This is a genomic window from Ruminococcus sp., assembly GCF_016283395.1.
This window is the reverse complement of sequence record NZ_JAEEMU010000042.1, coordinates 96,115-121,801: the sequence shown is the minus strand read 5'-3', so window position 1 is coordinate 121,801 and position 25,687 is coordinate 96,115. Positions and strand designations below refer to the sequence as shown.

Annotated in this window: 21 protein-coding genes; 11 read left to right on the top strand and 10 right to left on the bottom strand. The window is 43.3% G+C overall.

Annotation, left to right across the window (positions count from 1 at the left end; translation table 11 throughout):
* Window positions 1-409: ATP-binding cassette domain-containing protein (locus tag QZZ41_RS09865; protein ID WP_295071216.1), on the bottom strand; the 409-nt coding region annotated here is incomplete at its 3' end.
* Between the two features lie 210 nt (window positions 410-619).
* Window positions 620-2,305: a bifunctional diguanylate cyclase/phosphodiesterase gene (locus QZZ41_RS09860; protein ID WP_295071213.1), complete on the bottom strand. Its 1,686-nt coding sequence runs from the start codon at window positions 2,303-2,305 to the stop codon at window positions 620-622.
* Window positions 2,306-2,523: 218 nt separating this feature from the next.
* Here QZZ41_RS09860 and QZZ41_RS09855 point away from each other — a divergent pair, with 218 nt between their 5' ends.
* The 3 genes from QZZ41_RS09855 to metF all read left to right on the top strand — a co-directional run bounded on the left by QZZ41_RS09855 (window position 2,524) and on the right by metF (window position 6,676).
* Entirely contained in the window at window positions 2,524-3,435 is a 912-nt protein-coding gene (locus QZZ41_RS09855) for a LysR family transcriptional regulator (RefSeq protein WP_295071210.1), read from the top strand.
* Between the two features lie 102 nt (window positions 3,436-3,537).
* Entirely contained in the window at window positions 3,538-5,811 is a 2,274-nt protein-coding gene (gene metE, locus QZZ41_RS09850) for a 5-methyltetrahydropteroyltriglutamate--homocysteine S-methyltransferase (RefSeq protein ID WP_295071207.1), read from the top strand.
* A complete protein-coding gene (gene metF / locus QZZ41_RS09845; RefSeq protein ID WP_295071204.1) occupies window positions 5,798-6,676 on the top strand; it encodes a methylenetetrahydrofolate reductase [NAD(P)H] in 879 nt (292 codons plus the stop codon). The genes metE and metF overlap by 14 nt, the downstream gene beginning before the upstream one ends.
* A 176-nt stretch (window positions 6,677-6,852) precedes the next feature.
* On the opposite strand, the gene QZZ41_RS09840 is transcribed toward metF, so the two are convergent.
* Window positions 6,853-8,271 (bottom strand): GGDEF domain-containing protein, encoded by a 1,419-nt coding sequence (locus QZZ41_RS09840; RefSeq protein WP_295071201.1) that lies wholly within the window; start codon window positions 8,269-8,271, stop codon window positions 6,853-6,855.
* A gap of 291 nt (window positions 8,272-8,562) precedes the next feature.
* Between QZZ41_RS09840 and QZZ41_RS09835 the strand changes: the two genes are divergently transcribed.
* From QZZ41_RS09835 to QZZ41_RS09825, 3 genes are all read left to right on the top strand, one after another.
* Window positions 8,563-9,783, top strand: a complete 1,221-nt coding sequence (locus QZZ41_RS09835; RefSeq protein ID WP_295071200.1) for a hypothetical protein — start codon at window positions 8,563-8,565, stop codon at window positions 9,781-9,783.
* Window positions 9,783-11,045, top strand: a complete 1,263-nt coding sequence (locus tag QZZ41_RS09830; RefSeq protein ID WP_295071198.1) for an SGNH/GDSL hydrolase family protein — start codon at window positions 9,783-9,785, stop codon at window positions 11,043-11,045. Before QZZ41_RS09835 ends, QZZ41_RS09830 begins: the two co-directional genes overlap by 1 nt.
* A gap of 211 nt (window positions 11,046-11,256) precedes the next feature.
* Entirely contained in the window at window positions 11,257-12,405 is a 1,149-nt protein-coding gene (locus QZZ41_RS09825; protein ID WP_295071195.1) for a leucine-rich repeat domain-containing protein, read from the top strand.
* Between the two features lie 53 nt (window positions 12,406-12,458).
* Here the strand turns inward: QZZ41_RS09825 and QZZ41_RS09820 are convergent, their stop codons facing one another.
* The 4 genes from QZZ41_RS09820 to QZZ41_RS09805 all read right to left on the bottom strand — a co-directional run bounded on the left by QZZ41_RS09820 (window position 12,459) and on the right by QZZ41_RS09805 (window position 14,180).
* Entirely contained in the window at window positions 12,459-13,019 is a 561-nt protein-coding gene (locus tag QZZ41_RS09820; protein WP_295071192.1) for a manganese catalase family protein, read from the bottom strand.
* A 3-nt stretch (window positions 13,020-13,022) separates the two neighbouring features.
* Window positions 13,023-13,271: a spore coat protein CotJB gene (locus QZZ41_RS09815; protein WP_295071170.1), complete on the bottom strand. Its 249-nt coding sequence runs from the start codon at window positions 13,269-13,271 to the stop codon at window positions 13,023-13,025.
* The gene (locus tag QZZ41_RS09810; protein ID WP_295071167.1) at window positions 13,268-13,525 is read right to left on the bottom strand and encodes a spore coat associated protein CotJA; all 258 of its coding nucleotides are present in this window, start codon (window positions 13,523-13,525) and stop codon (window positions 13,268-13,270) included. Before QZZ41_RS09810 ends, QZZ41_RS09815 begins: the two co-directional genes overlap by 4 nt.
* A gap of 178 nt (window positions 13,526-13,703) precedes the next feature.
* Window positions 13,704-14,180 (bottom strand): small multi-drug export protein, encoded by a 477-nt coding sequence (locus QZZ41_RS09805; protein ID WP_295071164.1) that lies wholly within the window; start codon window positions 14,178-14,180, stop codon window positions 13,704-13,706.
* A gap of 384 nt (window positions 14,181-14,564) precedes the next feature.
* Here QZZ41_RS09805 and QZZ41_RS09800 point away from each other — a divergent pair, with 384 nt between their 5' ends.
* The 5 genes from QZZ41_RS09800 to nadE all read left to right on the top strand — a co-directional run bounded on the left by QZZ41_RS09800 (window position 14,565) and on the right by nadE (window position 20,988).
* Window positions 14,565-16,022, top strand: a complete 1,458-nt coding sequence (locus QZZ41_RS09800; protein WP_295071159.1) for a penicillin-binding transpeptidase domain-containing protein — start codon at window positions 14,565-14,567, stop codon at window positions 16,020-16,022.
* A gap of 166 nt (window positions 16,023-16,188) precedes the next feature.
* The gene (locus QZZ41_RS09795; RefSeq protein WP_295066474.1) at window positions 16,189-17,658 is read left to right on the top strand and encodes a penicillin-binding transpeptidase domain-containing protein; all 1,470 of its coding nucleotides are present in this window, start codon (window positions 16,189-16,191) and stop codon (window positions 17,656-17,658) included.
* A gap of 630 nt (window positions 17,659-18,288) precedes the next feature.
* The gene (locus QZZ41_RS09790) at window positions 18,289-19,362 is read left to right on the top strand and encodes a hypothetical protein (protein ID WP_295071156.1); all 1,074 of its coding nucleotides are present in this window, start codon (window positions 18,289-18,291) and stop codon (window positions 19,360-19,362) included.
* A 205-nt stretch (window positions 19,363-19,567) separates the two neighbouring features.
* Entirely contained in the window at window positions 19,568-20,173 is a 606-nt protein-coding gene (thrH, locus tag QZZ41_RS09785; RefSeq protein WP_295071153.1) for a bifunctional phosphoserine phosphatase/homoserine phosphotransferase ThrH, read from the top strand.
* 65 nt (window positions 20,174-20,238) lie between these two features.
* On the top strand, window positions 20,239-20,988 hold the full coding sequence (gene nadE, locus QZZ41_RS09780; protein ID WP_295071149.1) for an NAD(+) synthase: 750 nt from the start codon (window positions 20,239-20,241) through the stop codon (window positions 20,986-20,988).
* A 358-nt stretch (window positions 20,989-21,346) separates the two neighbouring features.
* Here the strand turns inward: nadE and QZZ41_RS09775 are convergent, their stop codons facing one another.
* The 3 genes from QZZ41_RS09775 to QZZ41_RS09765 form a co-directional block, all read right to left on the bottom strand.
* Window positions 21,347-21,805: a leucine-rich repeat domain-containing protein gene (locus QZZ41_RS09775; RefSeq protein ID WP_295071146.1), complete on the bottom strand. Its 459-nt coding sequence runs from the start codon at window positions 21,803-21,805 to the stop codon at window positions 21,347-21,349.
* A gap of 216 nt (window positions 21,806-22,021) precedes the next feature.
* Window positions 22,022-24,757 carry an FtsX-like permease family protein gene (locus QZZ41_RS09770; RefSeq protein ID WP_295071143.1) on the bottom strand — a complete coding sequence of 912 codons (2,736 nt, stop codon included), beginning with the start codon at window positions 24,755-24,757 and terminating at the stop codon, window positions 22,022-22,024.
* Between the two features lie 4 nt (window positions 24,758-24,761).
* Window positions 24,762-25,466 carry an ABC transporter ATP-binding protein gene (locus QZZ41_RS09765; RefSeq protein WP_295071139.1) on the bottom strand — a complete coding sequence of 235 codons (705 nt, stop codon included), beginning with the start codon at window positions 25,464-25,466 and terminating at the stop codon, window positions 24,762-24,764.
* Window positions 25,467-25,687: the final 221 nt, after the last annotated feature.

Below are 25,687 nucleotides of genomic sequence, written 5' to 3'. Positions count from 1 at the left end.
CGAACTCTTCAAAAAGCTCTTTTTTACGCTTTTCAGCCTTATCCTTCGGAACATGATAAAGCTCTGCAAAGAAATCGTACATTAGATTTGGTGTTGATTTCATATCAGGCTTTAAGTCCGTAGTAAGAAATGCAAGCTCAGAACGGACCTTTTCAGGAGTCTTTACTGCACTGATATCGTTATAAAGTGCGTCGCCGCTGTCAGGCTTGATAAGAGTTGCAAGCATACGCATGGTAGTTGTCTTGCCTGCGCCGTTTGGTCCGATAAGGCCAAACACTTCTCCTGATCTTGCTGTAAAACTTATTCCGTCTACTGCTACTTTTTTTCTCTCGCTTATACCAAGTGTTTTCCGCTGTTTCTCGGAGATCATAAAGGTCTTTACGAGGTTTTGTGCTTTTAGTTCTTCCATTTTCTTCTCCTTATATCATATTTTTTGACAATCCAATAACAATATATACCGGATAAATCAACCTTAATATTATAACACATATATTTTATTCAGTCAACTTTTTTTGCTCAAATCAACAATTATTTTCATATTAAATAAAAAAATACTTTCCATAAGCTCACACGACCGTGTGAGCTGAGGAAAGTACCATTACATCATTATTAAGTACGCTTATACAGTATACTTGCCCATATCGAGTCTTTTCTCGAATTCTAACTGTGGGAGCGGCTTGTCAAACAGATATCCCTGAGCCATGTGGCAGCCGTTCTGCCTTAGCAATTCAAGCTGTGCAGGAGTTTCAACACCTTCAACGATACATTCAAGTCCAAGCTCATTTGCCATAGCTACAACGTACTTGAACATGACACTTCTTGTGCTGTCCTGCGACTCTCCATCCAGTGGGAGGAATATCTTATCAACCTTGATAACGTTCCACGGAACGACTCTGATAAGATTAAGTGAAGAGTATCCCATACCGAAATCATCAACAGAAGTGCATATATTCTGCTCCTGTAATCCTACAACAACACGCTTCAGATCCTTAAATTCCACGTCGGTAGTCGTTTCGGTAAGCTCTATCTCTATGTATTCATGAGGTACATTATGACGGTCGATTATCTTGATCAATTCCTTGAGAAGCTCGGGATTTATCATATGACGGCGTGAAAGGTTAACAGAAACACGTACAGCCTTTCTTCCCTCATCGAGCCATTTGCGTATATGACCGCACACCTTGTCAAGCATATAATAATCCAGCTTGCATATCTCGTTGGTCTCTTCAAGAACAGGGATAAATTCCATAGGCGGCACTATTTTTCCGTCATGGAACCAGCGGCAAAGTGCCTCTGCACCGCATATCTCTCCCGTATCAATATTTATCTTGGGCTGATAGAATACAACGAACTCGTTATTCAACAGTGCCTCCGGGAATATGCTCTGGATACGTCTTGACCTTTCCTTGTCCGACATAAGCATATCCGAGAAGAATACGATATTGCCCTGTCCGCTGTTTCTTGCCACCTGATAAGCGTGCATTATCTTGCCCATAATATCATTAGGCACACTTACTGTATATCCGTCAGGTATGCAGAACACGCCTACACAGCATGAGAGACGTACAGTTCTGCCTTCTTTGTCAACAACAACTATAGACTCGTTAAGATAATCAAGAAGATCTGGCAGGTCGTTCTGATCGCAGATACATACAAATGCGTCACCGCCAAGCCTTGCGACAATACCGCCGTCTCCGACTATTTTCTCCACAAACTTATAATGATTGAAAAGTGCCGTATCTCCGCCTGCTCTGCCATAGTTTTCGTTTACAACAGCAAAATGCCTCAGATTATAGTTTACGGCTGCTTTACCGTTAAAGTCACCCTGATGTCCGTTCCATGTGAGATATCTGAAAAATGTCCTGATATTTTTAAAGCCCATGTCATCATAAAATGCAAGCTGTTCTGCCATGACCTGCAAGCGGTTGCGGCATACATATATAGCAACAGTCCGCATAGTAAGGTCAACCTTGAACATTTCCTCTTCTGTCAGTGGCTCTACCTTGTCTGTCATATATGCTGTCATAGTAGTTATGGACATAAGCTTATTGACACAGCGCACTGTGTGTACAGGAACTCCTTCTTCGCCCGTGTCATAGCTTATCATAGTTTCACCATCGCCGCGCATTTCTTCAACAGGGCCGCGATAAAAATTAGTTACCCCCTTGGATAGACGGAACATTGCTGCTATTTCATTCAGTATTTTTTCTATACGCGTAATATCAGGCTTATCATTTGAGATCTGAGTCAATGATGCAAGCTGCTCATACAATTTGTAAAAGCGTAATTCGCGCTCTGAATCCATAACACCCCTCCATTTCCGTTTTTTGTCAAAAACATAATTTTTGCCTTTAATTAATTTTATTATATACTATAATCGCAAAAAAAGCAATAGATAAAATGTAAAAAAGGGGGAAAATATGTTTATTTATTTTTTTTAGCACAATATTTGCATTTTTTATATCATAAAGTTGTATTATTTAGAGATACGTGTTATAATAGTGCATAATAAGGAGGTAACCTATGACCTTACAGCAACTTAAATACATAATAATGATAGCGGAGACAGGCTCTATCACTATGGCGGCTGAACGCCTGTTTATCGCGCAGCCCAGCCTTTCAAAATCCGTTGCGGAGCTTGAAAAGGAAATGGGCATAACCATATTCAACCGCAGCAACAGAGGTGTATATCTTTCCGAGGAGGGTACTAAATTCCTGTCCTATGCGCGTCAGATAGTCGAGCAGGCAGAGCTCCTCGAAAGCGAATACAAAGCAGCTCCGCCGCCAAACAGAGCATTTGCGGTATCATCGCAGCATTACGCTTTTGTGGTAAATGCCTTTGTCGAGCTTGTCCGCGAATACGGACGGGATAAGTACGAGTTCACTCTCCGTGAGCTGAAAACTGCCGAGATAATCGAGGACGTAAGGACTCACAGAAGCGATATCGGCGTACTTTTCCTCAGCAAGTTCAATCGTGAAGTTATCCGCCATATCCTGCAAAATGAAGAATTAAAGTTCGAGAAGCTCTTTACTGCAAAGCCACACGTTTTTGTCAGCAGGAGCAATCCCCTTGTGGGCAGAAAAACAGTTACTCTCGACGACCTTAAAAGCTTTCCGCGCCTGACATACGATCAGGGCGTGAAAAACTCATTCTATTTCGCCGAGGAGCTGCATATAACAGCTGAAAGCCCGAAAAATATAATAGTTTCGGACAGAGCCACCCTTTTCAATCTGCTTATCGGTCTGGACGGCTACACAATTTCATCGGGTATCCTCAGCTCTGACCTCAACGGCAGCAACATCGTTTCCATACCTCTCGAAAGCGATGAAACAATGGAGATAGGCTATATAATCACCACCGACAGACCTATGAACGAGCTTACTCACCGATATCTCGAGCATCTGAAAGAATATATCGCAAACTATTCTGTCTGATATAGCTTTTAGCTATGGCACAGCATTTCTTTTTGATATTAACACATTTCCGACAGATATGATATAATATACTCATACCAAAACATATCGGAGGAATAGGAAATGAAAACAACAATAATAGGATACCCAAGAATAGGAAATCTCCGCGAACTCAAATTCGCAAGCGAGAAATACTTCCGCGGAGAGATAACAGTTTCAGAACTTGAAGAAGCAGCAAAAGCAATACGTTTATACAATCTTAACCTACAGAAAAATAACGGCATCGACATTATACCGTCAAACGACTTCTCATTCTATGACGGAATACTCGACACAGCCTTCCTGCTGAACGCAGTACCTGAAAGATACACTTCTCTCGGACTTTCAAAGCTTGATACATATTTCGCAGCTGCAAGAGGATATCAGGGTGAAAAGGGCGATGTAAAGGCATTTGCAATGAAGAAGTGGTACAATACCAATTATCATTACATGGTGCCTGAGATAGATGATGCCACTGAAATAAAGCTTGTCGGCACAAAGCCATTCGACCTGTTCAGTGAAGCACAGGATAACGGTGTAAAGACAAAGCCTGTTATCATCGGTGCTTATACATTCTTAAAGCTTGCAAGATACAAGGGCACAAAAACAGCTGCTGACTTCATTTCGCAGACAGCTGATGCATATTCGGCACTTCTTGCTAAATTCGGCGAGCTTGGTGCAAAATGGGTACAGTTCGATGAGCCTTCACTTGTAAAAGACATGACAGCTGACGATATAAAGCTTTTCAACGAGCTTTATAATAAGATACTTCCAAATAAAGGCTCAGTCAAGGTAATAGCTCAGACCTATTTCGGCGACGTACGCGACTGTTATAATTCACTTTGCAGCCTTGACTTTGACGGTATCGGTCTTGACTTTATCGAGGGCAAAAAGTCACTTGAGCTTGTTAAGAGTAACAGCTTCCCAAAGGGCAAGACTCTCTTTGCAGGCGTTGTCAACGGCAAGAATATCTGGCGCAATAACTATGCGTCAACACTTCTCATAATTGATGAGCTGAAAAAGCATACAGATGATATCGTTCTCAACACTTCATGCTCACTTCTTCACGTTCCTTGCACACTTGCAAACGAGACAAAGCTGGCTGAAAGCTACAAAAAGCATTTTGCATACGCTGAGGAAAAGCTCACAGAGCTTGCAGAGATAAAGAAGATAATTACTTCCGACTCTCCTGCTGAAACAGCTGAATACCGCAATAATTCCGCACTTCACAGCGAACCGAGATCAGGCAGGAACGATGCTGTAAGAAAGAAAGTTGCCGAATTATGTGAAAAGGACTTCATCAGACTTCCCGAATTTGCAGAACGTGAGAAGATACAGAAGGAAAGATTTGCTCTTCCCCTCTTCCCTACTACAACTATCGGTTCTTTCCCGCAGACTTCAGAGGTAAAATCCACACGTAACGCTCACCGCAAGGGAGATATCTCAGACAGTGAATACGAATTCTTCATCGAAAAGAAGATCGCTGAGTGTGTTGCACTTCAGGAAGAAATTGGACTTGATGTTCTCGTTCACGGCGAATTCGAGAGAAACGACATGGTAGAGTATTTCGGCGAGTGCCTTGAAGGCTATATCTTCACTGAAAAGGCATGGGTACAGTCCTACGGTACACGCTGCGTAAAGCCGCCTGTAGTATGGGGCGACATCTCAAGAGCAAAGCCTATGACTGTAAGATGGTCTGTTTACGCTCAGAGCCTTACCGACAAGCCTATGAAGGGTATGCTCACAGGTCCTGTTACTATACTCAACTGGTCCTTCCCTCGTGAGGACATCTCCCTCAAGGAAAGCGCATTGCAGATCGCACTTGCTATCCGTGAAGAGGTACTTGACCTTGAAGCAAACGGCATAAGCATAATACAGGTAGACGAAGCTGCTCTCCGTGAAAAGCTCCCACTCCGCAAGTCTGACTGGCATGAGGATTACCTTGACTGGGCTATCCCTGCATTCAGATACGTTCACAGCGGTGTAAAGCCTGAAACACAGATACATACGCATATGTGCTACAGCGAATTCGCTGATATCATCAAAGAGATCGACGATATGGACGCAGATGTCATCACATTTGAAGCTTCACGTTCAGATCTCACTATACTTGATGTTCTCAAAGAAAACAATTTCCGTACAGAGGTAGGTCCGGGAGTTTATGATATCCATTCTCCTCGTGTACCGTCAAAGGAAGAGATAAAGGCTGCTATAGGCAAAATGAAGGAACGTATCCCTGCTGAAAAGCTCTGGGTGAACCCTGACTGCGGACTCAAAACAAGAGGAAACGAGGAAACAGTTCCGAGCCTTAAAAATCTCGTTAATGCTGCGAAAGAGGCAAGAAATGAAAACTGCTGAATTATTTGAACAAAAGACCGTTTTTTCACTGGAAGTATTTCCGCCAAAGCCTGATGCAGATGAAAGTGTGATATATCAGACTCTCGAAGAGCTTTCCGATATAGAGCCTGATTTCATCAGTGTCACATACGGCGCAGGCGGCGGCAAAAACGGCTGCAAGACCATACAGATTGCATCTGATATACAGAACAGATACGGTGTGGAAAGCGTTGCTCATCTGCCATGCATAAACCTTAAAAAGGAACAGGCTGTAGAGATACTTGACAATATGCAGGAAAATGGTATCGAGAATATCCTCGCTCTCCGCGGCGACAGATCAGACGATGCTGCTCCTGCAGGGGATTTTGAACACGCAAGCGACCTTATAAAGTTCATCAAAGAAAACTATGACTTCAACATCATCGCAGCCTGCTACCCAGAGGTACACCCCGAAAGCACAGGCGCGGTTGACGACCTTAAATGGCTAAGATACAAGGTAGACTGCGGTGCTGACCACCTTATCTCACAGCTCTTCCTTGACAATCACAGCTTCTTTGATTTCCGTGAAAAGGCTTGTATTGCAGGTATAAACGCTCCTATCGAGGCAGGTATAATGCCTGTTACTAACAAGCGTCAGATAGAGCGCATGGTGAAGCTCTGCGGTGTCGAACTGCCAAAGAAATTCGTCCGTGTACTTGAAAAGTACGAACACAATGAAACAGCTCTCCGCGATGCAGGCATTGCCTATGCTATCGACCAGATAACCGAGATTATTGCTGAGGGCGTTGACGGTATACACCTCTATACCATGAACAATCCCTACATCGCACATAAAATATTCGATGCGGTACAGTCGCTTATATCTGTTGGCTCACTCAGCAGATGATACCTTTCCATTTTATAACTGACAACTACAACTCCTATTCAACCACAAAAAAGAGATCAGGCTCATAACGACCTGATCTCTTTTTGTATACAGATAATTAGCCTTTAGCCATGAGCCATTAGCCGAAGGCGACACATTTGCTAAGGGCTAACGGCTCATAGCTAAGGGCTTTCAACTTACAGATAATGCCTTCTTCTGTCCTTGTCGGGGTGTTTGCGGTAATACTCCTTCTTATCAATATACATTATCTCATCTGCTTCGTGCATAGCTTTGCGGATATCATATTTTCCCGTACAGAAAACCGTACCTACTGCAAAGCTCACATCTGAGGTACTGTTTGCAAAAGCGCGAAGCTGTGCAGTACACTGATCCAGTTTTTCCTGCGTTATATCCGAACACAGAACTATGAACTCATCACCGCCTGCACGGTATACATCATAGTCACTGTATGCGATCTTTAACAGTGCTGCCGCCTTGCTCAGTACTTTGTCACCTGCAATATGTCCCTCGGTGTCGTTTATGATCTTCAAGCCGTTGAGATCGGCAAAGACCACACCCATTGTCTCAGGCAAATTTTCAGCACCCGAAACGTATTTATCAACACGATTATTCATGGTATTTCTATTATAGACCTGAGTTAACCCGTCAATTGTACTCTTTTCTTCAAGCTTTGATATAAGCTGATAATTGGCTATGACCGCACCGAACAATACAGATGTAAGACCGAGTATCTCCTTTATCTGAAAAAGCCTATCTATATCGAAGTCAGCCGCCCATATAAACCCGACAATATTGAAATTAAAACGGATAGCATACAGAATAATACTGCTTATATTGCTTAAAATTAGAGATTCATACCATACCGGATCACGTTCTCTGATAACACTCAGATCATCCAGCATCAGACAATCGCTGCCGCCAAGATCGTCTTTCCATGCAAGAGCTACCTCATAAGGAGTACGATTCATATCTTTTGCTATTTTTTCAAGTATCTGATTGTTTAAGCCTCCCTCGTTTATGAATGTGCATTTATGATCACTGTTATCGACCATATATATGGAACATAGTCTCGAACCGCAAAGCTTTCTCAGCTCACCCATAGTATCCGCAACTGATTTTATGAAATCCTGCGTCTCATGGAGTTTTAGACTTATACTTATAACTGCTTCAGAAACATCCGACGAACTTTTTGACATTGCGGTAGGATCTATCTCCTTTGAGCGGTTCATTATATACATCAGATATACTGTTCTTTTTTCTTCATCGTAACTTTCGCCTTCTGCTCCATCAGGCGGTGAGATAGGAAGATAAAATCCTTTAATCCAGAATCCGTGAGCATTTACGTAGGAATAGAGGGGAATATTTTCACTGCCGCATTTATAACAGAACTCTTCATGATTAATCTCTGAATAATAAGTACGCCACGGAATTCCTGGATAAAACTCAGGTGCACTCGGATTACTCGCAAGCACCTTCGCATTCCGTTGATTTACCTGCATGATGCGGAGCTCGCTGAAACTGCCGTCAGACAAAATATCAAATGAATATATACTTACTAATCCGTTAAAGCTGTCAATGCCTTTCAGGTATTCCATATCCACATCTCCTTTTCCGATAAATAATATCACTTTTTACTTATTATATCACATTTTGGTTTTCTTTTCAAGCTATTTATATTAAAACAATTCCGAATTACAGATTTTTTCGGCTCATACCTCGCTGATTTTCGGCTATTTTTGCTGATTTAAAAATAAAAATGTCTATTTTCTTAACATTATATCAAACCTTGACAATGGTATATAATTATGATATAATGATAGCATAATTTTTGGTAAATCAGTAAAAATTTTGTTTGCTTTAAACATTTTAGCAAAGGATGAGATATATTGAAGTTAAAAAAAATATCGTTTATTTTGCTTATTTCAGCCGTAATGTTCAACATCTCAGGCTTAAAAACATACGCAGCCGAAAAAACTCAGGACGGCATAAAACTTGTCATATCTGCTGACAAAACAGACTATGACGAAGATGATAAAATAGTCGCAAGTATTACCCTTGAAAACAACAGCGGCAATGATATAACAGATGTTACGCTTGAAGGCGCAGTTCCAGATAAATTTCACCTTTCGGACGAAAGCAAGGCTGTACGCAGAACTACTTACCTGATGTCGGGAGACTCTGTAAGCTATGATATCGAACTAATTCCCGATAAAAAGGAAGCCAAGCCAGCAGACAAAAAAGAGGAAAAAGCTGTCGTTACCGAAAAAAACGAGGTGCAGGAATTAAAAAATCCGGAAAATGCCGCTTTGAACAGTGATAAAGAAAACAGCACCAAAGGTAATAAAAACGCTGTTTCTATGGCTGAGATAATCATAGTGGGCATACTTCTCCTTGCAGTCAGCGGTGCAGTTGTCCTGCTCGTGACCAAAGGCAAACACAAAGGCATTATGATACTGGTCTGCATAACAGCAGCAGGATCTTTAGCTCCAGAGCTAAAGGCAAAAGCCGTTGAGACCGAAAACTATAACTTATCGGTCAGCGAAACTGTAACCGTTGCAGGTAAAAAGTACGAGTTGACCGCAGTGGTGAGATACACTATGTACAAACCCGATATGCAGGCAGCTGTTGAGGAATATTATGAGGACAATTCCGAAGAAATAGTCTCCATTGAAGCTGTTGAAGAAAATGATTCCGTTTTCAGTGAAAAAGAAGCCATAAAATTCATGTTGGAGCGCGGTTTTACCGAATTTCCGCTGAAATATGATTACAACATCGACGGAACATATACCGATGAAACAGAAGCATCTGCTGAATCAGACGAAAAGCACCCTATGTACATGACATATTTCATAGCCGAGGACGGTGCAGTATGGTCGGTATTCATCGTAGGCAGGACTATCGCTGCAAATCCTGCTTCCTACAATCTTGAATCCGATCTTGAGTCACAAGTCCTCGTCTCAGAGACAGATACACTTACAAGCTATACGGAAATGGGCAACAAATTCTATCAAACAATACCGAAAGAATCCGCGGTCACATTAAAGGTCGTGGATCAAATAACAAGCCAAAAACTTAATGATCTAACGTATGAGGAGGTAATCAATTAATGAAAAAAGATCTGATGAAAAGGTTTGTAACAACAGCAATGGCTTCCGTAATGATGTATTCGGTACTGCCCGTAAGTGCATCTGCCAAAGGAACAGACGGTTCAACTATCGTAGTATCTCTTGGCGATTCATATTCATCTGGCGAAGGTATCCCCGAATTCTACGGACAGAACAAGAAATGGGAAGAAAAAGTTTACGATGAGGACTGGCTTGCTCACAGATCAACAAAAAGCTGGCCCGGACTGCTCCAGATCCCGAATATCGCAGGAACACTGAGTAATTATAACGTAAAGGAGAAGAATTCTTCAAAGTGCAAATGGTATTTCGGTGCAGTATCAGGTGCCGAGACAAAGCATTTCAGCAAGGAACGTCAGAAAAAAAGCACATACAAAAGGCTCTCCTTGTTCAAGACATTGAAGACTACATCATATCTGCCAAAGCAGCTCGATGTTTTCAACAAGGTCAGCGGAGATGTTGATTATGTTACTTTGACAGTCGGCGGAAACGATGTTAAATTTGAGGATATAATCACAACTTGTGCAACAGGAAGTACATATCTCCATTTCGGCAATGACAAGCTCAAGATTGAGAAAATGTTTGACGACCTCTGGGCATCATTCGATACCACAAGAGCAAATATCAAGGAAGTATATACCGATATACAGTCCAAGGCAGGTGCTCAGGCTAATATCATCGTAGCAGGCTATCCAAAGCTCCTCGACAAGGACGGCAAGGGCGTTCTTATCAGCGAGAAGGAAGCTACTATCGTAAATCATAACGTTTCAGAGTTCAATAAAGCTATCCGCAGCATCATAAATGAATGCCAGGGACAGGGTATGAATATCCACTTTGTTGACGTTGAGGCTGAATTTGACAAGGACGGCGGACATCAGGCTTACTCCGACAATGCATGGATAAACAAGATAATACTTGTAAAACAGTCAGAGGATCTGGATCAGAGCGGTCTCGGAAGCCATTATTCCGTACATCCTAACGAGGAAGGCGCAAAGGCTTATGCAAGATGCGTAAACGCTAAGATCAGAGAGATTGAGAACAACAAGAACAAGAAAAATACACGCAGTGTTACTACTGCTCCTGTTGTTACTGAGATAACAACTGAGGCAGCACTGACAACTGTAGTAACAACTGCAGCTGAAACTACTGCTGTGATAAGCGAAGAAAATATCGCTGTAACAGAGACAACTGCTGACGAAGCTGAGATCACTACAGAAGCAGCTGAACTTGTTCAAGAAGCAGGCTGATATATAACATTAAACTGTGCCTTTATGAATTAAGGGCACAGTTTTTTCATGTGGGATACTAAGTCAATTAAATCTGTAATCAACTATTTCATAAGCACGGGAATATATTTTGTTGTTAATTAACAAAATATTTGTTGACTTATGAATAAAAATGCGATATAATGATATAAACTCAGAAATAAAATACACGACTGAAAGAAGGCGGATAACAATGTATGTACAGGGTAAATGCTACAAATGCGGCGGATTTCTTGCTGTTGACGATACAGAGGACGCATCTGTCTGCCCGTTCTGCAATAAAGCTTTTATCGTTAAAAAGGCTATAGCCAGCTATAACGAAGATTCAGCGGATAATGCAGATATTGCAAAAACCTCTTATACTTCTGACAACGACTTCGTTGTAGAGAGAAGCGTTCTTATCCGCTATAATGGTTATACAAACAAGGATATACGAATACCTGACGGAATTTCAGTTATCGGAGAAATAGCTTTTCAAGGCATGAACAACATAGAGTCGGTATTTATCCCCGAGGGGGTCGAGATAATAGGTGAAGGAGCTTTCTCAGGCTGTAAAAACCTGCATACTATACATATTTCAGACGGCGTTGAAACTATTGATATAGATGCATTCAACGGCTGTGTAAGTCTGAAGGACATAAAATTCCCCGACAGTGTCAAAAACATCGAAGCAGGTGCTCTTGCAGGCTGCACAAGTCTTGAATCCGTCAATATCCCGAAAGGTCTCGAACTCCTGCCGTGGAGGATATTTGAAGGCTGTACAAGCTTGAAGTTCATAAGTATCCCGCCAAAAGTAAAGACTATTGAGGACTACGCCTTTGCGGAGTGTACAGGACTGGAAAGCGTCAGCTTTGAAAGTATGCACCCTGACGGTGATCCCACAACAGGTCTTAAAAGGATAGGCATGAACGCTTTCAGAAACTGCACGGCTCTCAGCAGCATAAATATCCCCGAAACACTTGAATATATCGGCAATCAGGCTTTCAGAGGCTGCTCGGGAATGAAAAAAATACTTATCCCCGACAGCGTAAAAGCTATATATCCCTACGCTTTTGCCGATTGTACAAGTCTTGAACAGGTCACCTTTGCAGGCGATACCGAGCTTTATAAAGGAAGCAATCCCTATAAATACGGAAAAAATCCTGCTACCTTTTTCAACTGTCCGAAGCTTCTTAACGTTACCTACAGCAAGGTGCAGAAGAATTACTGGGCATTTCCTGCGTATTCCAAATCTCAGGAGCCTAAAAACATGGAAAACGGACTGTGCAGATACTGCGGCGGCGAATTCAAAGGCGTTTTCGATAAAGTCTGCTCTGTATGCAAAGCACGTAAGGATTACTAAGCAGCAATAATATATCCCCTTAAACGAGCAGTATTTGCCGTTTAAGGGGATTTTTACTGTATCGTATTGTTGCAGCATGAACGAAGCGGTTCACCAAACCGCTGGTAATGAACTATCTCACGCTCACGCAAAAAGCGGATAGGGTCACGGACATCAGGATCATCTGCAAGACGAAGTATATTGTCGTATGTGGTGCGGGCTTTCTGTTCAGCTGCCATGTTCTCACTAAGATCGGTTATCACATCGCCTTTTGACTGGAAATATGCCGCCGTAAACGGAGTTCCCGAAGCTGCAACAGGGTATATTCCCGTAGTATGATCCACGAAATAAGTGTCAAAACCGCTTGCCTTTATCTCCTCCATAGAAAGATCCTTTGTAAGCTGATAAAGAATAGCCGATATCATCTCGAAGTGGGCGAGCTCCTCAGTTCCCACATCAGTCAGTAATCCCTTGATCTCACCATAGGGCATGGCGTATCTCTGGTTAAGATATCTCAGCGATGCACTAAGCTCACCGTCAGGACCGCCAAGCTGCGATATAATTATCTTAGCGAGCTTTGCGTTTGGAGTTTTTATATTTACGGGATATTGAAGTTTCTTCTCATACTGCCACATAGTTTATCTCCTTTCCCACGGCCACGGATCATCTATCCACGACCAATGCTGCATATCGTTGTTCTGTTCGGGAGTCAAAGGTCCGAAGCGTCTGTTGTACTCATCAACGGCGTTCTGACGAAGCTCCTTATACTTACTGAACATTGCAAGAGCGCGCTGACAGTTCGGGTGAGTATCGAGATAGAGATTAAGCTCTTTAAGGGTAAAATCGTATTTTTTGATCTTATTAAGAAGTATTCTCCGTTCATTCATATTTTGTCGCCACCTCCCGAAAAAGGCAGGTCAAGGTCAGGAAAAAGAGTTCCCCTGCTCAGAGCCTTGTCATCGTCATAGGTCTCTCCCCACTGCTGAAATGGAACGTATGCCATAGCAAGAGGAGTATTCCTCGGAAAGCGTGATATACCGCCGTTCCCATTGGTATCAGCTCTCATATTCACAGAACTCATGGAAGCTTCACGCTCACGGAGTATCATGCCTTCCATATCGTCAAAAAGATCGAGTTTCATAGTTTAGTCCTCCTTTCTGCTGCGGAGAACCGTGCGAAGGTCCTCCGCACATTTCATAATATGAGATATGCGGCAGCAGTGTTACAAAAAGCCCGAAAGCATTTTCAGCTTTCAGGCTTTATCACAATACAAAAAACCGCAGCATTGTGACGTTCATCAAAATGCCGCGGCATATTTTTTAACTCTTGACTGCTGCAAATGCACCGAAACCAAGAATTGTTGCAATTGTAATAATAATAGCTGCAAGTATAACTCCGAGTGTTACAGCAAGCATTGTCTTTTTGAAGTCAACTTCGAGGAAGCTTGCTGCAAGAGTACCTGTCCATGCACCTGTACCCGGAAGTGGGATACCAACAAAGAGAAGCAGTGCCCAGAATATACCCTTTCCTGCTTTTTCATTGAGCTTTTCGCCGCCGCTGTGTCCCTTTTCAAGACACCATGTAAAGAACTTGCCGATCCCCGGTTTGTCCTTGCCCCATTCAAGTATTTTTCTTGCAAAGAGGTAAATAAACGGCACAGGGATCATATTTCCTATCATACATATGATAACTGCATGATACCACTTTACTCCCATACCAACGCCCAGAGGAATACCGCCTCTCAGCTCCAGAATAGGTACCATTGATAACAGAAATGTAAAAATATATTTTTTCATATCAGATCTCACTTTCTCTAATAATCACATACAGTTTATATTATCTCATATAATTCGGAAATAGTCAAGTATTTTCCAAAGATTTTTTCAAAGCTGTTGACTATCTTAGTACTTTACGATATAATAAATAATTGTAATAATGATTGGATCAGGAAAGTATTATCATAAAACCAAGCCTTTAGCCTTTTGCCCTTAGCTTTTAGCCAATGTGTCGCCTTCGGCGAATAATTTAAATAATGTGAGCGTAAGCGAACACTTTCGGCTAATGCCTAATGGCTAACGGCTCATGGCTTTATTACAAGATTTTTCTTTTCTATCTCAATTTACAGTAAAGCCGTAAGCTGTAAAAAACTGACGGCTCATAATACAATAAGGATTGATATAATGAATAAAAGAAATATGGCAGCACTTGCTGCTTCAATAGCAATGTCCTTTTCATTTGCTTCCTGTTCATCTTCTTCCGTAGGACAGGCAAATATAAGCGACACCACCACTGCCGAGACCACCTCGGCTACAGAAGCTTCTTCTGCGAAAACCACCACATCTGCGACTGAAAAAGCCACAGAGTCAACACCTGCGGCTACTGCCGTAAAGGGCAATATCTACGACTGCAAGGGCAATCTCCTTGCTTCTACGGCTGAGGACGGCAAACGCCGCATCTACGCCGATGCATATGCAGTATCCTTTGCAAATATCCTCACTACCATGTCAGACGGATATGATACAGCCTTTGAGGATATACTCACAACTCCTGCCGATGGAAATATGGGCAAATCCATACAGCTCACCCTTGACGGAGATATACAGAATCAGATATACAGCTACATGGAAAGCAACAATATAGTCGGCGCGGCAGTAGTTCTCCGTACAGACGGCTCAATTATGGCGCAGGTCAACTACCCGTCATACGATCCGCGTACCATTGACGACCAGAAATACGATGAAGAGCTTGCATGGGGCGAAAACGGAAACAAGGCATTCTCCAACTACGAACCTGGTTCGTGCTTCAAGATAATGTCTGAGGTAATTGCAGACAAGCACGGTGTATACTCCCTGCACGATGACGGCACATGGGACTTCGGCAACGACCACCCTATCGTAAACTGGGATCACGAAACAAACAAGGCAAGCTACCCTATGGAGCGTTCTCTCAGCTCAGCATTTATAAATTCCAGCAATATCTTCTTTGCAAAAGCGTTTGATACTATCGGTGAAGAAGCTGTACTCAGCGATCTCCAGACAATTTTCCACTTCGGCAAAGACGACGCATACGATATACACTGCGATTTCGGCGATCTGAGCAACAATATCGAAATAGAGGACATCGACGACCTGCGCAGAAGTGCATTCGGTCAGTCAAAGGTGCTCACCTGCCCTATCTTCCTTGCCGCTCTCGGCAGAGAAGCCGTATTCGGCGATATGGTAACACCTTTCGTACTGAAAGCAACTGTTGATCCTGCTGACGGCAGAACAAAGACAGGCGACGGCTCAAAGGCATATGACGTTATCGCTTCTATCCCTGTTGAATGTCGTGACAATCTCCTCAACGGTATGAGCGGTGTTGCCTCTGATGTAGGCGTATACGCAAATGGTAACTACAATTTCTACGCAAAGACAGGTACAGCCGAGGGCTGGAGAGGTGATTACCTCTATATTACAGGCTGTGCAAAGAACAACAACGGCACAGGCTCGGAGACATACGACAACTATGATAACTACGGCGAAACAGGTTCATATGTACTGGTAATGGAGGTGCAGAATCCACAGGCTCACGGCTTTGAATTTGCATCTCAGTCCGCAGGACTTTACAGCGGTATCCTGAACATCGTTGCAGGAAATTAAAAACGTTTTTTAAGATATTCCCTTTTGTATTTGCAGAAGGGAATTTTTTTATATTCTTTTTTAAAACGTATTGACGAAAAGAGAAAAAAAATGTATAATAAAAAAAGAGAGATTTCCCACTGATTTAAAGTGGAAAAAGCTAATATATACAAGGACGGTAATCATAATGATTTTCAGGGGAAGATGGCTTATTCCGCTGCTTGCAGCAGCGGCGGTATTGTCGTTTCCGTCCTGTTCAGCGGAAGTAGGAAAAGTTACGATAAACCGCGACTCTGATTCAAGCTCACAGCAGGAAAACATCGGGGCACAAGCCGCTACGACAACAGAGGAAACAACAACGACCACTACTACAACAACACTGGTATACAGAGGTAATATCTACGATACTAACTATAACCTTATAACATACGGCACTTACGCCGACGAAAACCAGGATCAGCGTTTTTACGGCGAAGGCTGCGGTTATTCATTCAGCAACTTAATAAGTGCGGCATCGGCAGGCTTAGACGATGTTTTCGGTGATATTCTGCGTACAAATAATCCCACACCCGTTGACGGGAAGGCTAACGTGGGACAGTCGGTACGCCTTACTGTAGACGCAAATGTTCAGAACGCACTTTCAACATATATGGCAAATATGGGCATGGCAGGCTCAATAGTAGTAATGAGAACAGACGGCTCACTGCTGGCTGAGGTATCCTATCCAAACTATGATCCTGAGCTGTTCGATGCCGACCCGTCATACGGCGAATGTCTTATGGGCGGTACTATTGCAAACAAGGCTTTCCAGAACGCTTCACCCGGCTCATGCTTCAAGATAATGTCAGAGGTAATTGCCGACAAAAACGGCATAACCACTCTTTACGATGACGGCACATGGGTAGACAGCGGTGCTACTATAGTCAACTGGGATCACGATACGGGATATTATCCTGTTCCAGAGAGAACTCTGACATCTGCATTCGTAAATTCAAGCAATATATTCTTCGCCAAGGTATTCGACACACTCGGCGCAGAACAGGTGCTTGCAGACCTTAACGATATATTCCATTTCTGCGACCCTATCCAGTGCGATTTCGGACCTATCGAGAACAATATCGAGATATACTGCCTTGATGATCTGCGCAGAAGCGCGTTCGGACAGGCTTATGTCCGCACCTGCCCCATATACCTTGCAGCTCTCGGCAGAGAAGCGGTATTCGGCGATATGGTAAAGCCGTTCATCATGCAGCAGGTGGTGGATACCAACGATCCGTACACCCAGACTGTCAAGGGAAGTACTCCATATGAAGTACTCGGAAGCATACCAGAGAACTGCCGCGGCAATCTTCTTGAGGGTATGCGCGGAGTAGCAAGCAATCTCGGACTTTATGTCCCCGAAAATTATGAGTTTTACGCTAAAACTGGCACTGCTGAAACAGGTGCAGGAGATTATCTGTACATAACAGGCTGCCTTAAAAACATTTATGACCGCACAGGCGAAAAGATCACTTATTCAAACTATGATGAATACAAGGCAAGCGGTTCATACATAATTGTTATGCAGCTGCAAAATCCTGCGGCTTTCGGATTTGATTTTGCCAGCCAGACAGGCTATCTCTATCAGGGTATAATCGACACCGTGCTTGCTTACTGATTATTAAAACGCCATATACAACAAAATAAACCAATATAGACGTATAGCCCCGATGCATTGAACTCCTTCGGGGCTAATTTATTGCATGACTCACCACATAACTTGCTGAGCGTATGAACGGGATTCCAAAGGGACTGTGTTCCTTTGGCGGAGTCCAGAGACGGCGTCTCTGGTCGCTGTTCCCAGCTTTTAAAGAACAGCGAAATAATACGAAGGCGCATCGCAAGGGTGAATTCCGAAAACAATCCAGTGAATTGTTTTCGGAAGAGGGTGACTCCCCACGGGTGGGGAGATGTCGCAACGCGACAGAGGGGACGGACCCGATTAGGGGGCCTTGCAAGAGAAGGCGTCCCTATAATAGGACAGAGGGTACGTGCAGCTGTTAGCTGCGGCGTTCCCTACAACATTCTATTTCCAGTTATTTCATTGTTAACGGGCGGATAATATCCGCCCCTACAATGGAACGATTATGGTGCAAGCGGACTATTGTTAAAAGGTTATACCCCCCGTTAAAAGATAATTATTTCTTTAAACTGTGAGAGCGCTGATATTTTCAAACGTCTAATAAGTGAAAGGCTAAAATGTGCAGCATTTTACAGCTGCCCGTCATTATTAAGAGGAGGTCTTACTATGAAAAAACGTAGATTATTATCGTTTATCTCTGCGCTTACATTAAGTCTGACATCATTGTCATTTACTCCTGCATATGCTGTTGCGGAGGACAAAACCGCTGTAACGCAGACGACTACCACAGTCTCGACTGAAAACACGCAGGACAAGTCATACTGGATATTCTACAAGGATATCGACACAAAGGAGATCGACGAAAGATCCCACGGCAATTACGATTTAAGACTTGAACTCATCAAGGCTGCATATGCCGAAGCCTCGGCAAAGATACTCAAAGAACTGGGAGTAGAAAAAAACTCCGATGTATTCTGCTCAAGCTTTACTGCTACGATAGTATGTCCGCTTACCGATGAGCAGTACGCAAAGGCTCAGAAGTCCGAAAACATCGAGCAGATAACAGTTTTCAGCGACTTCACTCTCGAACCTCAGACAGAACTTACCGACAAAAACAGCATTATCGAATTCTTTACCACAGACAGCGAAGGCAAGCCGTTTTTAGGCGATGATGTAAAGATCGACGCTGTACTTAACAGCGGCAAAAACAAAGATACAGACTATCTTATAATATACGGACTTTCCGACAAGAAGGAGATATCTCCGATAGTAAAAAAGCTGAATACAGACAGCCGTTTTTCATGGGGTACACCTATCGACATTTTCAGCGGCGGTATATTCTATACTACAACCACGAAGCCTGTAAAAAACAATGTGCAGCTCATAGTATTTGTAAATGATACTCTCCCGGGATTTACAGGCTACGATATCGCAAGATATTCCGAGGAAGTTGGATTTGACGCAAGACCGTATATAATAAGCCGCGGCGATACCGACGGCGACTGTAGTATTGATGCCGTTGATGCTTCAAATATCCTTTTGGCATATGCAAGATCACAGGTATCAGACGATTATGCACTCACCGCAGACGAGATAAAGAAAATGGACGTTAACGAAAGCGGCACAGTCGATGCAGTTGATGCTTCTATAGTATTATCCTATTACACAGACATCGCTACAGGCGGCAGCAGTATGCTTAAAGACTTCGTAGAAGAACATTACTATATATTGAAGAAATAGCCGTTAGCCGAAGGCGACACATTGGCTAATAGCTAACGCCTAAAGGCTAAAGGCTATAATCCGGTTCTCCCCCTTGGAGTTTACTCTGAGGGGGAAATTTCTTTCTGTACATCCTTGTGAAAAAAAGCACGTTTTATTCTTTACAAACAGTAAGAAACGTAGTATAATAAGAAAGTAATATCTTAATTCAACGGAGGAATTCATTATGTATATAACTTGTCTTGACCTTGAAGGAGTTCTCGTTCCAGAGATATGGATAGCTTTTGCAGAAGCAAGCGGTATCCCCGAACTGAAAAAGACTACCCGTGACGAGCCTGATTACGATAAGCTTATGAAATGGCGTATCGGCGTTCTGAAGGAGCACGGTCTCGGACTCAAGGAAATTCAGGACACTATCGCTAAAATAGACCCTATGCCGGGCGCAAGGGAGTTCCTCGACTCTCTCCGCGAGCTTGGTCAGGTAATAATCATCAGCGATACTTTCACACAGTTTGCTGCACCTCTTATGAAAAAGCTGGGCTGGCCAACTATCTTCTGCAACAGCCTTGAAGTTGCTGACAACGGCGAGATTACAGGCTTCAAGATGCGCTGTGAGAAATCAAAGCTCACAACAGTAAAGGCTCTTCAGTCAATAGGCTATGATACTATTGCAAGCGGTGACAGCTACAACGATCTCGGCATGATAGAGGCAAGCAAGGCGGGCTTCCTGTTCAGAAGCACTGAGCAGATAAAGAAGGATCACCCTGAGCTTCCTGCTTTTGAGACATATGACGAGCTTCTTGACGCTATCAAGAAGGCAATGGCTGACTAATACACAAAAGGGCGGCAATTGCCGCCCCTAAAACTAAGCTTCTGAATGATTATGGAGGTATTAAAATGAGCTACAGCTTTAATGCAGAAAAAGTGACCAATGATGTAGTACAGTGGGTACGCGACCTGTTTGAAAAGACAGCTACTCCCCAGACTAATGCCGTTATCGGTATATCAGGCGGCAAGGACAGCTCAGTCGCAGCTGCTGTCTGTGCAAAGGCTCTCGGCAAGGACAGAGTTATCGGAGTACTCATGCCGCAGGGTGAACAGGCTGATATCGCATACAGCCGACTGCTGGTAGACACTCTTGGTATAAAGAGTTACACTATCAATATCGGTGATACTGTAAGCACATTCATGGCAGAACTGAAAAAGCACGTTGAGCCTTCAAATCAGGCTATAGTCAATACTCCTGCACGTATCAGAATGACAACTCTGTATGCAGTTGCGGCTTGCCATAACGGCAGAGTTGTAAACACCTGCAATATGTCTGAGGACTGGGTAGGCTATTCGACTAAATTCGGCGATGCAGCAGGAGACTTCTCTCCACTTTCCGACTTGACGGTTACCGAGGTATTACAGGTTGGCGAGTATCTCGGACTTCCAAATGAGCTGGTACACAAAGTGCCTATCGACGGTCTTTGCGGAAAGACAGACGAGGAAAATCTCGGCTTCACATATGCTATGCTGGACAGATATATACGCGGACTTGATGACCTCAGTTCCGAACCTGCAATAAAGGAGAAGATAGACAGACTTCACAAAGCAAATCTTCATAAGCTCCAGCTTATGCCGAAATTTGAATTCAAACCATAAGCCATATACAAAAATATAAGCCATAGTATTTCTGATTGAGAGATACTATGGCTTTTTTAGTCTATAGTTATTAGTGCATAGTGATTAGTGATTAGAATTTGTAGGGATATCCGTATTTAATTCGGAATTAGAAATCGTAAGGACGACCATTGGTCGTCCGCACCTTACGATGCGAATTACATGAACGTACTGTAGGGGCGAGTTCCGCTCGCCCGTCAATCCCGATGAAACTGCCCGTGTCGAGAAGCGACCACCCTTTTGATGATACACGGACGAGCAAGGGTGCAGCGTCACGCTGCCTCAGCTCAAAAAAACACCCCGCCCATTATTACGGACGGGGGTGATTGTAGAAGTCATTTTATGAAGCAAGTGTTTTGTTTAGGCTGATAACCTTATGGCGAATCTTCTGCCATCTTTCATTATCGAGCTCACCTTTGAGACCAAATCTGTAAACCTTGTCACCATGTACTACATTTACATGATAAAGATTATCACAGCCTGCAAAGGCGAACTTGCCTATCTCTGTCAGAGATGAATGGATAGTCAGGTCACTGAGATTCTGGCAGCCCCTGAATGCATACCAACCGAGATGCATGGTACTTTCAGGTATTTCAATACTTCTGAGGTTTTTACACCCACTGAAAGCTGTATCAGAAATGACCTGAACAGTATCGGGAACGAGAATTCTGACAAGATTTGTGCAGTCGCAGAACGCTCCTTCGTCGATTATCCCTACATTATCGGGAATGAAGATCTCAGTAACGCCTTTTTCGTCCTTGTACCTTTTAAGTACGCCTCTTCTGATCTTGTAATTCATTAAATTTCTCCTTAATTGAATCTAACAGCGATCCATAATCCCCTGAACTCTTTTAGTTCATTATTATTATAGCACAAAAACGATAAAATGTCAATATACTGTCATTTCAATTTACTGCAATTCGTTAGAGTTGTACAAAAAAACTCTCCCCTCTTTGCGGGGAGAGTAAATTTCAACTATTGGTTTAAGCAGCATCTGAACATGGTTTAGCTTAATTTATTCTATAGATTTAAGTGACTCTGCCATGTTGATCTTTTCCAATTTAAGCTCCATAAACAGGTCAACGACAAAGGTGAAAAGGAATGTGAGAATTACGCTGTATATAAAGCTTTTCGGCAGTATCCTCACGCTGAAATCCACCATATCCACCCTTATCTGCGCCATAACGAAGCGATGAACGAACACGCCAAGTACAAGTCCTATTGTCGTACCGATAGCGGTAAGGGCGATATTTTCACGAAGCACATACGACGAAGTCTCGCGCCTGAAAAAACCCAGCACCTTTATGGTAGCTATCTCGCGTACACGCTCGGTTATGTTGATATTCGTGAGATTGTAAAGTACGATAAATGCCAGACCTGCCGCACAGATAATAACAACAAGAACTATATAGTCAAGGCTGCTCATCATCTTGCTAAGTCTTTCTTTAAGAGTGTCAAACAGCATAACAGCGGTTATATTGCTGCTTTTGGAAAGTGCCGCGGAGGTTTTTGACGGGTCCGCACCGCTTTTGAAATTGAAAAATGAATAGTTCACGGGGAGCTTCTCACCAAGCTGCTGTTCCATAGTATCTCTGCCCATGAACACAAGGTTGTAAACGTGATTTTCAAAGACTCCTCTTACCTTTACTTCGAGCTCGCGCATATTTTCATCGCGCAGCTTCATTTTGTCGCCAACCTTGAATCCGTAACGCTCAGCGATACTGTGGCTTACTACAGCTTCACCCTCAGCAGGCGGTACAAGTGTACTTCCGTCCATGCCTTTGAATAAGAAGTATTTGTCCATACCCTCAAAGCTTTCGACAGCATTGACTGTAACGCTCTTGACCTTTTTCCCGTAGAGAAGGTCCCATGTTCCCGTATACAGCATAGTGTAGTCGGCTGTGTTTTCCGCAAGGACATTTTTCAGTTCTTCGGGTATCTCATCTCCAACATTTCTGAGAGATGCCGAACCGTCAGCTACTTGTATGTCACCATACTGCATTTCGGCAAAGCCTGCGATAGAGTCCTTGATGCCGAAGCCTGTCACAAGCAGGGCTGTACAGCCGCCGATGCCCAGTATCATCATAAAGAAACGCTTTTTGTATCTGAAAATGTTTCGTATTGAGACTTTGTGCAGGAACTTCATGCGCTTCCAGATAAAGCCAATATATTCAAGGAACACGCGCTTGCCTGCTTTCGGAGCTTTAGGGCGCATAAGTCCTGCGGCTGTTTCAGAAAGCTCCATACGGCAGCTGAACCATGTTGTGCCCACCGAGCATATCAGCGATACTGCCAGTGCGATAAGAGCGAGTTTTTTGTCGAAGAGGTAATGCATGGGCAGTTTAATGTACATAAGCTCATAAGTCTTCCAGATTATTTTCGGGAAGAGATATGTTCCTGCTCCGTAGCCCAGTACACAGCCAATGAGGGCTGCAAGACCCGAATAGAACATGAACTTGCCCATTATAGTGCCCTCAGAGTATCCTAAAGCCTTGAATACGCCTATCTGAGTACGCTGCTCTTCAACCATGCGGCTCATTGTTGTCATACACACCAGAGCTGCCACAAGTATGAAGAATACAGGGAATATCCTTGCCACCTGCGCCACTATCTCAGAGTCGTTCTCAAAGCAGGCGTAGCCGATATTGGTATTTCTGTCAAGGACGTATATCTCGGGCTTTTTCAGCTTTTCAAGGTCAGCTTCGCCCTTTTTTATATCAGCCTCAGCATCGGATATCTGCTTCTCATAGTCAGCAAGTGAGCTTTCGTAGTCCGCAAGTCCGCTTTCGTATTCGGCAAGACCGCTGTTATACTGCTCCATACCCGAAGCGTACTGCTCGGGCATAACATCTTTTATCTGTTCAAGCTGTGCAAGCTGTTCATCGAGCTGAGCCTTCGCATTATCGAGGTCAGCTTTGGCGGAGTCAAGCTTTTCGCGTCCTTCCGTACGCTTGCTTTCAAGCTCATTTTTTCCGTCATTGAGTTTGCTCTCAGCTTCGGAATAAATATCATCATAACGCAGGTCTGTACGAGACTGCGCTATGCTCTCCCACTGCTTGTCCCTGCCGTCCATGAAGCTGTCGTACTCATCGGAATATATTGTATAGTCCTGATCGAAGCGGATATATGCTTCGGTATACACATCAAGGTCAAAGGCTTCCTTTGGCAGTAAGATAAACAAGTTTATCTCGCCGTTTCCCACCGATGTCGTACCTCTTTCAAAATTGATGTACATTGACGACTCAGCAATTCCCACCACAGTAAATGTACTGCTTTTAAGCGCGTTTTTCACGCTGTCTGAGTTTTCATCGGAAAGAGTAAAAGACGTTCCAACAGGAAATCTGTCCTTGTTCCTGTCAATAATACATTCATCGGGAGCCTGCGGCATTCTGCCCTCTGTAAGTCTTATGCCGTTTATATTCTCCGTGAGGGAATGTGCTCTGAAAACATATTCATTTGTACCTGCTGTAAGTATATCAAGAGTGTACGAGCCCTCAGCCGCTCTCACCTCGGGACGGCTCTTAAAGTCCGCGATATCCTCTTCCTGCCACCCAAGAGAAGAGATAAGACGATAGTCATAGAGCTGTTTCTCTTCGAGGAATCTGTTGACTGTATCCACCATTGCAGGAGTTGTTATCCTTACGCCCGTAAAGAAGCCTACTCCGAGAGCAATGATAGCCATTATGGCAAAAAATCTTCCGAACGTTCCCCGTATTTCGCGGAGAGTTGTCTTTCTTACTGCCGAACCCATAGCGTCACCACTCTATATCTTCGATATCAATAATATTCTCGTTCAAACGAACACTTGATACCGTTCCGTTCTTGACCTTGATGATACGGTCAGCCATTGGAGTAAGTGCCTGATTATGTGTTATGACAACAACAGTCATGCCGTTTTTGCGGCAGGTGTCCTGTAAAAGCTTCAGTACAGCCTTTCCTGTTTCGTAGTCAAGAGCTCCCGTAGGCTCATCACACAGCAGAAGCTTGGGATTTTTTGCAAGAGCACGGGCAATAGCCACTCTCTGCTGCTCGCCGCCCGAAAGCTGTGCAGGGAAATTAGCCTTGCGCTCGGCAAGTCCCACCTGTTCAAGTACTTTCCCTGCATCAAGAGGGTCGCGGCATATCTGTGCGGCAAGCTCCACGTTTTCGAGTGCAGTAAGATTCTGCACAAGGTTGTAGAACTGGAAAACAAATCCCACATCATAGCGTCTGTAAGCCGTAAGCTTCCTTTTATTCAGCGCGGATATCTCCGTACCGTCAAGGAAAACGCTTCCCGAAGTAAGTGTGTCCATACCGCCGAGGATATTGAGTATAGTAGTCTTTCCTGCACCCGATGCACCGACTATCACACAGAATTCCCCTTTATTTATCTCGAAGTTTACGTCGCTGAGAGCATTTATCTCTACCTCGCCTGTCTTATAAGTCTTTCTGACATTTTTAAACTCAACGTAAGAACTCATATTTGACCTTTCTTTTTCACTGAAACAATAAGCCTCTGCACGGCTTCACATATAGACTTGTAATGTAAATTATAACATATATCACCGATTATGTAAAGCAGACAGACGGACTAAGCTTTATTAAATCAATTTACATCATATTTTCACCATATCCCTAAAAATATCTGTTTACAAAATGCAGATTATTGTGTATAATATATACAATGAATTTAGAAAGGGGT